The 12,760-nt window shown below is 73.1% G+C and carries 11 protein-coding genes; 9 read left to right on the forward strand and 2 right to left on the reverse strand.

What is annotated here, in order from left to right; genetic code table 11:
• Positions 1-111: 111 nt before the first annotated feature.
• The 8 genes from VQH23_RS19075 to VQH23_RS19110 all read left to right on the forward strand — a co-directional run bounded on the left by VQH23_RS19075 (position 112) and on the right by VQH23_RS19110 (position 8,809).
• Positions 112-1,731 carry a gamma-glutamyltransferase gene (locus VQH23_RS19075; protein ID WP_338662304.1) on the forward strand — a complete coding sequence of 540 codons (1,620 nt, stop codon included), beginning with the start codon at positions 112-114 and terminating at the stop codon, positions 1,729-1,731.
• Between the two features lie 74 nt (positions 1,732-1,805).
• On the forward strand, positions 1,806-2,780 hold the full coding sequence (locus VQH23_RS19080; RefSeq protein WP_338662305.1) for a tripartite tricarboxylate transporter substrate binding protein: 975 nt from the start codon (positions 1,806-1,808) through the stop codon (positions 2,778-2,780).
• Positions 2,781-2,816: 36 nt separating this feature from the next.
• Positions 2,817-3,446: a GPP34 family phosphoprotein gene (locus tag VQH23_RS19085; protein ID WP_338662306.1), complete on the forward strand. Its 630-nt coding sequence runs from the start codon at positions 2,817-2,819 to the stop codon at positions 3,444-3,446.
• A gap of 67 nt (positions 3,447-3,513) precedes the next feature.
• Positions 3,514-4,914 (forward strand): amidase family protein, encoded by a 1,401-nt coding sequence (locus VQH23_RS19090; protein WP_338662307.1) that lies wholly within the window; start codon positions 3,514-3,516, stop codon positions 4,912-4,914.
• Positions 4,915-5,019: 105 nt separating this feature from the next.
• Complete coding sequence (locus VQH23_RS19095) at positions 5,020-6,210, forward strand: M20 family metallopeptidase (RefSeq protein WP_338662308.1); 1,191 nt, start codon at positions 5,020-5,022, stop codon at positions 6,208-6,210.
• Positions 6,211-6,292: 82 nt separating this feature from the next.
• Positions 6,293-6,592: a hypothetical protein gene (locus tag VQH23_RS19100; RefSeq protein WP_338662309.1), complete on the forward strand. Its 300-nt coding sequence runs from the start codon at positions 6,293-6,295 to the stop codon at positions 6,590-6,592.
• A 4-nt stretch (positions 6,593-6,596) separates the two neighbouring features.
• Positions 6,597-7,823, forward strand: coding sequence for a diaminopropionate ammonia-lyase (locus VQH23_RS19105; RefSeq protein ID WP_338662310.1), 1,227 nt, complete (start codon positions 6,597-6,599; stop codon positions 7,821-7,823).
• Positions 7,820-8,809, forward strand: a complete 990-nt coding sequence (locus tag VQH23_RS19110) for a tripartite tricarboxylate transporter substrate binding protein (RefSeq protein ID WP_338662311.1) — start codon at positions 7,820-7,822, stop codon at positions 8,807-8,809. The genes VQH23_RS19105 and VQH23_RS19110 overlap by 4 nt, the downstream gene beginning before the upstream one ends.
• A gap of 41 nt (positions 8,810-8,850) precedes the next feature.
• On the opposite strand, the gene VQH23_RS19115 is transcribed toward VQH23_RS19110, so the two are convergent.
• Positions 8,851-10,281, reverse strand: a complete 1,431-nt coding sequence (locus tag VQH23_RS19115; protein WP_338662312.1) for a M20 family metallopeptidase — start codon at positions 10,279-10,281, stop codon at positions 8,851-8,853.
• A complete protein-coding gene (locus VQH23_RS19120) occupies positions 10,278-11,576 on the reverse strand; it encodes an ABC transporter substrate-binding protein (RefSeq protein ID WP_338662313.1) in 1,299 nt (432 codons plus the stop codon). The genes VQH23_RS19115 and VQH23_RS19120 overlap by 4 nt, the downstream gene beginning before the upstream one ends.
• A 168-nt stretch (positions 11,577-11,744) precedes the next feature.
• On the opposite strand from VQH23_RS19120, the gene VQH23_RS19125 reads away from it, so the two are divergent.
• The gene (locus VQH23_RS19125) at positions 11,745-12,749 is read left to right on the forward strand and encodes an NAD(P)H-quinone oxidoreductase (RefSeq protein ID WP_338662314.1); all 1,005 of its coding nucleotides are present in this window, start codon (positions 11,745-11,747) and stop codon (positions 12,747-12,749) included.
• Positions 12,750-12,760 lie beyond the last annotated feature (11 nt).

A 12,760-nucleotide genomic window follows, 5' to 3' on the forward strand; every position in this document is an offset into this window, starting at 1 on the left:
CGGCAGCCTTGCCCGCGCGCCGTTCCGGCAGCCTTGCCCGCGCGCCGTTCCGGCAGCCTTGCTCGCGCGCCGTTCCGGCGCGACGCTCCCCACCTTTCCCGCAGGTGCCCGATGCCCGAGCTCTCCGCCTATGTTCCCCCGCCGCACACCAGCCAACACTGGAGCCTAGCGAAGCCCGGCGCCTCCGGCCGGGGCGGGATCGTCGCCTCCCAGTCCCGCGCGGCCGCGGAGGCCGGTGTGGCGGTGCTGGAGGCGGGCGGCAACGCGGCGGATGCGGCGGTGGCCGCTGCCTTCGCCCTGGCCACCGCGGAGCCGTGGAACAGCGGGCTGGGCGGGATCGGCTTCGCGATTGTCCACAGGCCCGGTGCCGCGCCGAAGGTGGTGGATTTCGGACCGGTGGCGCCGGCCGGGGTGGACCCGGCCGCCTATCCGCTCACCGGCAAGTGGAAGCAGGACCTCTTCGCCTGGCCCGAGGTGGTGGGGGACGTGAACATTCACGGCCCGCTCTCCTTCCTCATTCCCTCCTCCGTCGCCGGCTACGACCTGCTGCGGACGGAGTTCGGTACGGGAATGCGGCTGGACGCCCTGCTGGGGCCGGCGATCGCGCTCGCCCGGCGCGGGCTGGCACAGGACTGGTACACCACGCTGAAGGTCTCGGCCTCGGCCAAGGTGCTGCGGCTGTACGAGGAGAGCGCGCGGATCTACCTGCCGGACGGGCTGCCGCCCAACCCGCCCTACCAGGGCAAGCCCGGCTTCCTGCCGCAGGGCGCCCTCGCGGAGACACTCACCCGGCTGCGCGACAACGGGCTGCGCGACTTCTACGAGGGCGCGCTGGCGGCCGACCTCGTAGCCGACTTCCAGGCCATGGGAAGCGTGCTCGGCGCCGCGGATCTGGCCGGCTGCCGCGCTGTGGTTCGGGACGCCATGCCGATCGACTGGCGCGGCACCCACACGATCCACACCGCTGGCGGGCTGACCGCCGCGCCCACCATGGCGGCGGTGGTGAAGGAGATGGCGCGCCTGCCCGTCTCGGCGGGGCTTGGCGCCGAGTGGTACCGCGGCTTCGCGCGCGCCATGCGCGGCGGCTACGCCGACCGGCTGGCCGGGCTGGGCGCGGGGGAGGGTGCGCCCGGGGCGGCGAAGGAGACGGCGGAGACCTGCACCACCCACCTGACGGTCTGCGACGGGGAGGGAATGATGGTTTCCGTTACCACCACGCTCCTCTCCTCCATGGGCAGCCGCGTGGTGCTGCCGCGCACGGGCGTGCTGATGAACAATGGTATGATGTGGTTCGACCCGACCCCCGGCAGCGCCAACGCCATCCGCCCGGGCGCCCGCCCGCTGTGCAACATGAGTCCGGTAACCGTGACGCGCGCGGGGGAGGACACGAACCCTATCCTGGCCGGCGGCGCCTCCGGCGGGCGGCGGATCCTGGCGAGCGTGATGCAGATGCTCGCCTTCCAGCTCGACTTCGGCATGGGGCCGGAGACGGCGGCGCATACGCCACGCATCGACGTCTCCGGGCCGGACTCCGTCACGGCGGACCGGCACCTGGGCGAGGAGGTGCTGGACGGGCTGGCCCAGGACGGGGAACTGGAGGTGGTGGAGCACGCGGTGCTGCCCGTGAACTTCGCCTGCCCGAACTTCATCGCGCGGAATGGCGATGGGACGGCAGAGGGCATCACGGACGTCATGTCGCCCTGGTCGGCGGCGCTGGCGGCGGGTGCTTAGCGGGGCGGGGCGGCACGAGGATTGCAAGTCCGCAACGTGACGGGGCAGGCCCGCCCCGTGACGAAGGACCGACCATGCTCCATCGCCGCTCCCTCCTGGCCGCCGGCGCGGCCGGCATCGCCCTGCCTGCAGTCGCCCAGCCCGCGTGGAAGCCCCGCCAGCCCATCCGCCTGATCGCCACCTTCCCGCCGGGCGGGCTGGCCGACGTGGTGGCGCGGCTGGTGGCGCCCGTGATCGGCGCCAATCTCGGCGCCACGGTGGTGGTGGAGAACCGCCCGGGCGCCGGCGGCACCATCGGCGCCGACCTCGCGGCCAAGGCGGCGCCGGACGGCCATACCCTCGTCATCAGCCACGCCTCGCCGCACGGGATCGCCTCCGGCGTCTATCCCAGCCTGCCCTACGACCCGGTGGCCGACTTCACCCATATCGCCATGCTCTGCGAAACGGCGAACGTGCTGCTGGTGAACAAGGGATCGGCCACCCCCACCCTGGAGTCCTTCCTGGACAAGGCGCGCCGGGACGGGGCGCGCTACGGCTCCTCCGGCATCGGGTCCATCACCCACCTTCTGGGCGAGGTGCTGATGCGGCAGGCGAGCGTGCCGAAGCTGGACCACGTGCCCTATCGCGGCAGCGCCCCGGCCATGCAGGACCTCTTCGCCGGCCACATCGAGAGCGTCTTCGATCCGCTGACGACGAACGTGGCGATGATCCGGGAGGGCACGGTGAAGGCGCTGGCCGTCTCCTCCGCCGGGCGGGTGCCGGCCACGCCCGACGTGCCCACCTTCGCGGAGCTCGGCCTGCCCGCCCTGACCTGCACGGCCTGGATCGGCGTCTCCGGGCCGAAGGGCCTTCCCGCGCCGGTCGCGGCGGCGGTCCAGGAAGCGGTGCTGGCCGCGGTGGCGGGGGCGGATGTCCGCGCGAAGATGGCCGACCTCGCCTCCTATCCGCCGGAGAGGCCCTTGGTCGGCGCGGACTACGCCGCCATGATCGCGCGCTACGCGGCGAGCTGGAGCGCGGTGGCGAGGGGGGCGGGCATCACCGCCTCCTGATGCCGCGGTCCGGCCGCGCGCCGGGGTGAATCTGCCATGCTGACGGTGCCGGAGGAGGTCCTTCTCCTCAGTCTCGACGACGCGACAGGTCGGCCGCTGGATCTTCCGGCGGCCGCGCTCTCGCTCGCGCTCTCCGGCGCGCTGCTGATGGAGCTGGCATTGCGCGGGCGGCTGGACAGCGACCCGGACCGCCTCTTCGTGGCCGATCCGACCCCCTGCGGCGACGCGCTGCTGGACCCCGTGCTCGCGCGGATCGCGGCCGCGCGGGAGGCGCAGGACAGCCGCTGGTGGATGGGCCATCTCGCGCCCGAGGGGCCGGCGCTGCGCCGCGCCCTGCTCAAGCGACTGGTGGATGGGGGCGTGCTGCGGGAAGTGGCGGCGCGGCGCCTCTGGATCCTGCCCGACCATCGCTACCCCAAGATGGAGGGGGCCGGGACCGGCAGCGCGCGGGAGAGGCTGCGGGCCGTGCTGCTGGCGGGCGAGATGCCGGAGCCGCGGGACTGCCTGATGGCCGGGCTCTGCCGGGCGACGGGCCTGACGGCCCTCCTGCTCTCGGATGAGGAGGCGCGGGCGGCCGCGGGGCGGATCGCGGCCGTGGCCGCGCTGGAAGAGATGAGCCGGTCCCTCGTGGCCGAGACGCGGGACCGGCTGGCGGCGGAGCACTGACGGGCAGGGGTTCCGCCCGGCGGCGGGCGGGTCCATACCCCCGGCCAGCACAGGTTCCAGGCCCCGCATGACCGCCACCGACCCCGCGCTGATGGACGCGGAATCCCTGATCGCCCTCTACGCCCGCCGCGCGCTGAGCCCTGTGGAGGTGCTGAAGGCCGTGATGGAGCGGATCGCCCGCTACAACCCCGCCATCAACGCCTTCGCCGCGATGAACCCGAACGCGCTGCGCCAGGCCGGGGAGAGCGAGGCGCGCTGGGCGGCCGGTCGGCCGCTGGGGCTGCTGGACGGCGTGCCCGCCACGGTGAAGGACGTGCTGGACCTGGCAGGCTTCCCCACCCGCCGGGGCAGCCGCACCACCGATCCCCGCCCGCAGGCCGCGGACGCGCCGGCCGTGCTGGGGCTGAAGGCGGCCGGCGCCGTGATCGTCGGCAAGACCACCACCACGGAGTTTGGCTGGAAGACCCCGGGCGACTGCCCGCTGCACGGCATCACCCGCAACCCCTGGAACAACCGGCGCACCACGGGCGGCTCCTCCTCCGGCGCCGGGGCGGCGGCCTCGGCCGGGTTCGGGGCGCTGCATGTCGGCACGGATGCGGGCGGCTCCATCCGCATCCCCGCGGCCTTCTGCGGCGTGGTCGGCTTCAAGCCGAGCTATGGGCGCGTGCCGCAATGGCCGCACGGCGTCTTCTCCGCCGTCTCCTGCGCCGGGCCGATGACGCGCACGGTGCGGGATGCCGCGCTGATGCTGAATGCGATCGGCCGGGCCGACGCGCGAGATCCGCTCTGCCTGCCCGACGAGGTGCGGGAGTGGCGCGCGGGGATCGAGGACGGGGTGCGGGGCATGCGGATCGCCCTCGTCCGCCGCTGGGGCTTCGAGCCGCCGCTGGACGCGGACGGCGAGGCCGCCCTGCAGCGCGCCGCCGAGACCTTCCGGGCCGAGGGCGCGCTGGTGGAGGAAGCCGATCCCGGCCTGCCCGACACGCGCCACGCCTTCGGCCGCGTGTGGGGCGTGGCGCTGGCGCGGCTCGTCGCCATGGTGCCGGAGGCGCAGCGGGGCGAGCTGGATTCCGGCCTGGACGAGGTGGCCCGGCGCGAGGGCGGGCTGCCCGCCACCGATTTCCTCTTCGCCGACGCCATGCGGGTGGAGGCGGCGCACCGCATGGCGCTGTTCCACCTGAAGTATGATCTGGTGCTCACCGCGGCCACCCCCACCGCCGCCTTCGCCGCGGACGGGCCGACTATCCGCCCCACCGAGGCGCTGTGGCGGGACTGGGCGCCCTGGACCTTCGCCCAGAACCTGACCCGCCAGCCCGCGATCACCGTGACGACCGGGCTGGACGACCACGGAATGCCGCGGGCCGTGCAGGTCGTGGCCGCCCAGGGCCGGGACGACCTGTGCCTGCGTGGGGCACGGGCGCTGGAGCGGGCGCTGGAGATGCCGGAGACCGATCCGCTGGGCGCCTGAGCCTTGCGCGGCCCGCGCGCCGGGTTCATCCCAACCTGCCTGCCCCCAAACCTGCCTGCCCCCAAACCTGCCTGCCCCCAAACCTGCCTGCCTTGGAGTGAGACGATGAGCGCCACCACCGAAGCCCGCGTGCTGGACTGGCTGGCCGGCCGGCAGGACGAGATGCTTGTCGCGCTGGAAGCCATGGTGAACACCGATGGCGGTTCCTACGACAAGGCCGGTGTGGACGCGGTGGGCGAGCAGGTCCGCGCCTTCTTCTCCGCCCACGGCATTCCCGTGGAGACAGTGCCGGGGAGCCGCTTCGGCGACTGCATCCGCGCCACGCTGGATGCGGGGGAGGGCGCGGAGGCGAATGAGGGCAATGCCCGCCGCAACATCCTGCTGATGGGCCACCGCGACACGGTCTTCCCCAAGGGCGAGCCGGAGCGCCGGCCCTTCAAAGTGGAGAACGGCATCGCCACCGGCCCCGGCGTGGCCGACATGAAGGCCGGGCTGGTGATGAACATGTTCGTCATGGCCGCCTTCAAGGCCGTGGGCGGCGCGCCCGGCCCGATGGTCGCCCTGTTCACCGGCGACGAGGAGATCGGGTCGCCCGAGGGCCGCCCAGTGATCGAGACGGAGGCCCGCCGCGCCCGCGTGGTCTTCAACTCCGAGCCCGGCCGCGCCAATGGCGGGGTGGTGACGGGCCGCAAGGGCGGCGTCTTCATGGCCGTGGAGATCGAGGGCCGCGCCGCCCATTCCGGCGGCAACTTCGAGCAGGGCATCAGCGCCATCGGCGAGCTGGCGGAGAAGGTGCGCGCCATCCACGCGCTGACGGACCTGAAGCGCGGCATCACCCTGAATGTCGGCCTCGTCAGCGGCGGGCAGAGCGTGAACACCGTGGCCCCCCACGCGCAGCTGCAGATCGACCTGCGCTACGTGGAGCCCGGCGACCGCGACGAGATCATGGGCCGCATCCACGAGATCGTGGCGAAGTCCTTCGTGCCGGGCACGCGGGCGGAGATGACGATCCGCGGCGAATTTCTGCCCCTGACCCAGACCCCCGCCGCGGCCCGGGTGTTCGAGATGTACCGGGAGGCGGCCTCGGAAGCGGGCCTGTCCATCACCGGCGACTTCTCCGGCGGCTGCGCTGACAGCGGCTTCACCGCCGCCATGGGCGCGCCCACCCTCTGCGCCGTGGGCCCGGTGGGCGGCAAGGCGCACTCCCCTGAGGAGTATCTGGAGGTGGCGAGCATGGTGCCGCGCGCCCAGGCCCTGGCGCGCGCCGTCCTGCGGCTGGACCGGGCGGGGCTGTAATCGCATTCCCGGCGCGGCGGGACACGCCCCGGCAGTGCGTGGCGTGCAGAATCAGGTTCGTCCCGCCGGAGCCGCCACCCGCATGACCCGCACCCGGCGCAACGCCCTGGTCCTGCCGATCCTGGCCCTGGCCGCCCTGGGGCCGGCCCCCGGCCCGGCCTGCGCCGCCACCGGTGCGCCGCTCGCGCAGGACCGGCCGGAGCCGCCGCGCCGGAGCTGCGCGGGCGGGCGGGAGACGGTGGCCTTCGGGCGGCTGCTCATCCACTACGGGCTGCAGACGCTGCAGTACGGGATCGGCATCGTCCTCGTCTTCCTCGGGCTCGTGGTCGCGGCGCTGGGATACCTGCTGCTGTTCATTGAGCTGATCCTCTGCTGGAGCTGAGGCCGTGCACCCCTTCCGCATCCTTGCGAACTCCCGTCACGGCGTGCCGGGCGTCGTCGTGCTGCCGGAGGGCGGGTGGCGCCGGGCGCGGGCGGCGATCACCGCATGGCCGGGATACGCGCCCACGCCCCTGCGCGCGCTGCCGGAGGTGGCGGCGGCGCTCCGAATGGATTCCGTTTGGCTGAAAGATGAATCCGGGCGCTTCGGCCTCGGTTCCTTCAAGGCGCTCGGCGGGGCCTATGCGGTCGCGGGCGTACTGACGCGGGAACTGGCGCGGATGGGCGTGGCCAACGCGGCCACCGCCGCCGAACTGGAATCCGGCCGCCACGCCGCGGCAACTTCCGGCATCACCGTGACCTGCGCGACGGATGGTAATCACGGCCGCAGCGTGGCCTGGGGCGCGCGGCGCTTCGGGGCGCGCTGCGTCATCTTCGTCCATCCCGGTGTCACCGCCGGCCGCCGCGCGGCCATGGAAGCCTTCGGCGCCGAGGTGAGGGAGGTGCCGGGCAACTACGATGACAGCGTGCGCGCCGCCGATGCGACCGCGAGGAAGAGCGGCTGGCACGTCGTCTCCGACACCTCCTGGCCCGGCTATACGGAGGTGCCGCGGGAGGTGATGCAGGGCTACCGACTGATGGCGGAGGAGGCGCAGGACGCCATGCCCGCGCCCCCCACCCACGTGTTCATCCAGGGCGGGGTCGGGGGGGTCGCGGCGGCCGTTTCAGTCGCGCTGCGGGCCCGGCGCGCGGAGGCGCGGCTGGTGGTGGTGGAGCCGGAGCGGGCGGCCTGCCTCCTCGCCAGTGCGGAGGCCGGTGCGGTCACGAACGTTCCGGGCGACCTGGACACGGTCATGGCCGGGCTGGCCTGCGGCGAGCCGAGCCTTCTCGCCTGGCAGGAGCTGGAGCGGGCCACCTTCGCCTTCATGGCGGTCCCGGATTCGGTGGTGTCCCCGGCCATGCGCCACCTGGCCTGGCGGGAGGAGCCGGTGGTGTCCGGGGAGAGCGGGGTGGCGGGGTTGGCGGCCCTGGTCCTCGCGGCCCGGGACGGTGCCGCCCGGACGGCCCTCGGGCTCAATGACGCCTCGCGCGTGCTGCTTTTCAGCACGGAAGGATCGACCGACGAGGGGTTGTACCGATCGGTCATCTCTGCGCCCGCAGTTGACATAAAGGGCGCGTCTCCCCTTCTGGGGGCTGATCCATTGCATCCAGTTCAGGGAAAACGCCTCGTATGATCCAGCGCCGCAACATCTTGGCCGGGGCCGCCGGCCTGGCCGCTGCGCCGCTCGCCGCGCCGGCCGTCCATGCCCAGGGCACGGGCTGGCCCAACAACCCCGTGCGCCTCGTCGTGCCCTTCGCCGCGGGTGGCCCCACGGACATCCCGGCGCGTCTCCTGGCGGACGAGCTGTCCAAGACTCTGCCCCAGCGCGTGATCGTGGAGAACCGCACGGGCGCCGGCGTCGTCGTCGGCTCCGACGTGGTGGCGAAGGCGCCGAAGGACGGGCAGACGCTGCTCTACACCACCATCGCGCACTCCACCTTGCGCTCCATCTTCCCGCGCCTGCCCTTCGACCCGATCGCGGACTTCACGCCGGTCGCGCTGACGGGCGTGATCCCGATGGTCGTGGTGGTGAACAAGGACCTGTCGGTGAACAACCTTCAGGAGTTCATCGCGCTGCTGAAGGCGAACCCCGGCAAGTACGACTACGGCTCCACCGGCAACGGCGCCGCGCTGCACCTGGCGAGCGAACTGTTCCTGCGCCAGGCCGGCGGGCTGCGCGTGAACCACGTGCCCTATCGCGGCGAGGCGGCGGCGATGCCGGACCTGCTGAACGGCACCATCGCCATGATGGTCAGCATTGCCAACTTCGCGCTGCCTTTCGTGACGCGCGGCGAGGTGAAGGGGCTGGCCGTCACCTCCGCCCAGCGCATCCCGCAGCTGCCGGACCTCCCCACGGTGCAGGAGGCGGGCGTGCCGGGCTACGAGGCCTATACCTGGCACATGGTGATGGCGCCCTCCGGCACGCCGGAGCCGCTGGTGCGCCAGATCAACGAGGTGGTGAACAAGGTGATGGCGATGGAGAGCGTGAAGCAGCGCCTCTCCGACCTCACCCTCACCACCCGTTCCGACACGACGCCCGCGACGGCCAAGGCGTTCCTGGACGCCGAGATCGCGAAGTGGGAGCCGATCATCAAGGCCGCCGGGATCAAGGCGGACTGACCCGGGCGGGGCGGGAGGCGTTCCTCCCGCCCCGTTTAGTCCTACACGCCCTGGCCCATTGCCCGGATCGGCGGTGCCAGGTCCTTCGGCAGCGGGCTCTCATAAGGCTTCCCGCCCGTCCGCTCCCGGAACTCTGCCTTCGCCTTCTCCACCAGCGCGGGGTCGCGGATCGCGTCCACCGCCGTGCCCGCCATCACTTTCGCCACGTGCACCATGCCCTTGTGCGCGTAGGACGACTTCCCCTGCGCCGTGAGCTGCCAGGAGTGGAAGGGCGTGCCGATGGCGCAGGTCGCGCCGCGGGCCTGCACGGTCGGCACCGCCCAGGAGACGTCGCCGACATCGGTTGAGCCAACGCCACCGCCATCGCCCTTGCTCTCCAGCGGCACGACGAGGTCGCAGAGCACCTTGCCCGGCTCCACCCTCAGCCCGTGGCGGCGATGGGCGTTGAGGATGTCATCCTCCGTCAGCGTCGCCTGGATCTGCGCCGCGTAAACCCGGTCCGCGTCGTCGAATTGCGGCGGGCCGAGGCGCTGGAAGTTGTCGTGCATCGCCTTCTCCAGCGGCGCGTTGCCGAGGAGGTTGGAAACGGCGGAGACCACGGCGGTCTCCACCCGGGTCTCCGTCATCAGGGCGGCGCCGTCCGCGATCTTGCGAACGCGGCCCACCAGCATGTTCAGCTCCGGCAGGTCGCGCGCGCGGATGAGGTAGCGGACCTTGGCACGGGACTGCACGACGTTCGGCGCGATGCCGCCGCCATCCAGCATGGCGTAGTGGATGCGCGCGTGGTCGGGCATGTGCTCGCGCATGTAGTTCACGCCGACGTTCATCAGCTCCACCGCGTCGAGCGCGGAGCGGCCCAGCTCCGGCGCGGCGGCGGCGTGGGCGGACTTGCCGTGGAAGGTGAAGTCGATGCGCGTGTTGGCGAGCGACACCGGGTCGTTCACGCCGGAGAAGGAGGCGGGGTGCCAGGAAATGGCGATGTCCACGTCGTCGAAGACGCCGTCCCGCGCCATGAAGCCCTTCGCCGCGCCGCCCTCCTCGGCCGGGCAGCCGTAGTAGCGCACGCGGCCGGGGATCCCGTTCTCCTTCAGCCAGTCCTTCACCGCGGCGGCGGCGAGGAGGGAGGCGGCGCCGAGCAGGTTGTGCCCGCAGCCATGGCCGGGCCCGTTCGGCACCACCTCCTTGTGCTCAGCGATGCCGGCCTCCTGGGAGAGGTTGGGAAGGGCGTCGTACTCGCCGAGAATGGCGATCACAGGCCCGCCCTCGCCCCATTCCCCCATCACGGCGGTGGGGATGCCGGCCAGGTCGCGCGTTATGCGCGCGCCCTCCCTCTCCAGCATCTCGATGTGCTCGGCCACCGAGCGCGTCTCGGTATAGGCGATCTCCGGCATGTCCCAGACGCGGTCGGAGAAGGCGGCATAATCCTCCTTCCGATCGTCCACGGCACGCCAGACGAATTCGTCGTTCCTCATGGACCGCTCCTCTCTGCTCCGTTCCCAGGCGGGTCCGTTCCCAGGCGGGCGCGGGGCATCGCCACCGCTGCCGCTTCCGGATGGACCGTGACGAGGCGCCCGTCCTGCCACTGCATCAGCCAGGGCCGGGCGCGCGTGTTCTGCCCGCGCTCGTCGAAGGCAGCGCCCCAGCCGGTCGGGGTGGTGCCCTCCGGGACATCGGTGGCGAGCATCGCGGCGCGCAGCCTGTCCTTCTCCGCGCTCCCGGCGCGCGTGACCGCGTCCAGCGCGATCCGGCCGCCGAAGAAGTTCGCGAGCGAGTGGCCGGAGCGCGGGTCGGCGCCGTAGCGGCGCTTGTAGGCCTCCGCGAAGGCGGCATTCCCCGGCGCAGTCCGGTCCGCGATGGCGAAGCCGGTGAAGCCGATGTTCATCACGCCCTCGAAGGCGGGGCCGACGGCGCGGGCGGTGTCGGCGAGGCTGTAGCCCCCGCCGGACCCGATGATGGCGCGCGGCCGCCAACCCGCCTCACGCAGGTTGCGGAACAGCAGGATCACGTCGTTCTGCCCGGCCGCGTGCAGCAGCACGTCCACGAAGGCCTCCCGCAGCCGCTGCACGGCCGGGGCCAGGTCGGCCGGGCGGGAGGGGTAGGGGATGCGCTCCACCACCGGGGTTCCGGCCTCGGCCAGCCGCATCGCCTGCAGTTCCGCGATGGAGCTGCCATACGGGCCCTCCTCGTGCAGCAGCCCCACCCGCAGCGCCTCTCGCGGGCGCCCCAGCAGAGAGGGCAGGACGGAGGAGACTGCCTCGGCCGCCACGCCGGCGAAATCGGCCGCCCGCGGGCAGGTGCGCCAGAAGTTCCGGAAGCCGCGCTCCGTGAGCCCCTCCGCCGCGGCGCCGAGCTCGAAGTAGGGAATACCCTGCGCGTCGCTGGCCTGGCTGGCCGCGAGGGAGACGGCTGAATCGCTGCTGCCGACGAGAAGGGAGACCTTCTCCGCCCCGATCAGCCGCCGCGCCTCCGCCACCGCGGCGGCCTGGTCCGTGGCGTCAGCGCGCAACAGGCGGACCGGGCGGCCCAGGAGACCCCCGGCGGCGTTGCGCTCCTCCACCGCCATTTCCAGCCCGCGGAAGGACTCGTCGCCCAGCAGGCCGGGCGCGCCGGAGAGGGGGTAGATTGCCCCCACGCGCCACTCCGCCCCGGCCGGGGGGGCGGCCTGCGGGGCGGCCTGCGGCGCCGGCGCCTGGGCGCGTGCGGCTCCGGCCGCGAGCGGCAGGGCGAGCATGGCCAGGAGGCTGCGGCGCGGCGCGGCCGGACGCATGGTCCCTCTTTCCCTCGCATTCCGTGGAACGGCCCGATGGTCGCGCCTCGAACCGCCCGGCGCAAGGCCGCCGCCGGCTCGATCGGGTCACGCATCGGTGGCCCGCCGCCCGCGCTTGACGCGCCGTGTCCCCGCGCCGACCTTCCGGCCCCGCCCGGAGACCGCCCGATGCCCGACCTGCCCGAGAGCATGACCTTCATCGACCACGGCGCGGGGGGCGGGCCGGAGGTGCTGGTGGTCACGACCGGGCCGGTGCCCCGTCCGGCGGCGGGCGAGGTGCTGGTCCGGGTCATGGCCGCCGGGGTGAACCGGCCGGACGTGCAGCAGCGCAAGGGCCTCTACCCGCCGCCGAAGGGCGCGAGCCCCGTTGTCGGCCTTGAGGTGGCCGGCGAGGTGGCTGCGGTTGGTGAGGGCGTGACGCGGTTCCGCGCCGGGGATCGCGTCTGCGCCCTGGCAAATGGCGGCGGCTACGCCGAGTACGCCGTGGCCCCCGCCACCCAGTGCCTGCCCTGGCCGGAGGGCTACGACGCCGTGCGGGCGGCGGCCCTGCCGGAGACCTTCTTCACCGTATGGGCCAACCTCTTCGGCCATGGGCGGTTGCGGCGGGGGGAGATGATGCTGGTGCATGGCGGCACCTCCGGCATCGGCTCCACCGCCCTGCAGCTTGCCCGCGAGTTCGGCGCGCGCCCCTTCGCCACTGCCGGCAGCCCGGAGAAGGTGGCGGCCTGCGTGGAGTTCGGGGCCGAGGAGGCCTTCGACTACAAGACCCAGGACTTCGCGGCCGAGATGAAGCGGGTGACGGACGGGAAGGGCGCCGACGTCGTGCTCGACATGATCGGCGCGGAGTACTTCCAGCGTAACCTGCGCGTGCTGGGGCAGGACGGGCGGCTGGTGATCATCGCCCTCATGGGCGGGCACGAGGTGGAGAAGGCCGACATCCGGCCGATCATGCTCAAGCGCCTGGTGGTCACGGGCAGCACGATGCGCCCGCGCACCGCGGCGGAGAAGGGCGCCATTGCCGAGGAGCTGGAAGCGAAGGTCTGGCCCGTGCTCTCCGCGGGGCGCTGCGGGCCGCGCATCCACGCCACCTTCCCGTTGCGCGAGGCGGCGGAGGCGCACCGGCTGATGGAGAGCAGCGCGCATATCGGCAAGATCGTGCTGACGCTCGGCTGATCCCGGCGGAA

Source organism: Pararoseomonas sp. SCSIO 73927 (genome assembly GCF_037040815.1).
Taxonomy (GTDB): domain Bacteria; phylum Pseudomonadota; class Alphaproteobacteria; order Acetobacterales; family Acetobacteraceae; genus Roseomonas.

Excerpts from the sequence above, each read along its gene's own strand:
- VQH23_RS19075 (WP_338662304.1), top strand. The coding sequence starts at position 112 with ATGCCCGAGCTCTCCGCCTATGTTCCCCCGCCGCACACCAGCCAACAC.
- VQH23_RS19080 (WP_338662305.1), top strand. The coding sequence starts at position 1,806 with ATGCTCCATCGCCGCTCCCTCCTGGCCGCCGGCGCGGCCGGCATCGCC.
- VQH23_RS19085 (WP_338662306.1), top strand. The coding sequence starts at position 2,817 with ATGCTGACGGTGCCGGAGGAGGTCCTTCTCCTCAGTCTCGACGACGCG.
- VQH23_RS19090 (WP_338662307.1), top strand. The coding sequence starts at position 3,514 with ATGACCGCCACCGACCCCGCGCTGATGGACGCGGAATCCCTGATCGCC.
- VQH23_RS19095 (WP_338662308.1), top strand. The coding sequence starts at position 5,020 with ATGAGCGCCACCACCGAAGCCCGCGTGCTGGACTGGCTGGCCGGCCGG.
- VQH23_RS19100 (WP_338662309.1), top strand. The coding sequence starts at position 6,293 with ATGACCCGCACCCGGCGCAACGCCCTGGTCCTGCCGATCCTGGCCCTG.
- VQH23_RS19110 (WP_338662311.1), top strand. The coding sequence starts at position 7,820 with ATGATCCAGCGCCGCAACATCTTGGCCGGGGCCGCCGGCCTGGCCGCT.
- VQH23_RS19115 (WP_338662312.1), bottom strand. The coding sequence starts at position 10,281 with ATGAGGAACGACGAATTCGTCTGGCGTGCCGTGGACGATCGGAAGGAG.
- VQH23_RS19120 (WP_338662313.1), bottom strand. The coding sequence starts at position 11,576 with ATGCGTCCGGCCGCGCCGCGCCGCAGCCTCCTGGCCATGCTCGCCCTG.
- VQH23_RS19125 (WP_338662314.1), top strand. The coding sequence starts at position 11,745 with ATGCCCGACCTGCCCGAGAGCATGACCTTCATCGACCACGGCGCGGGG.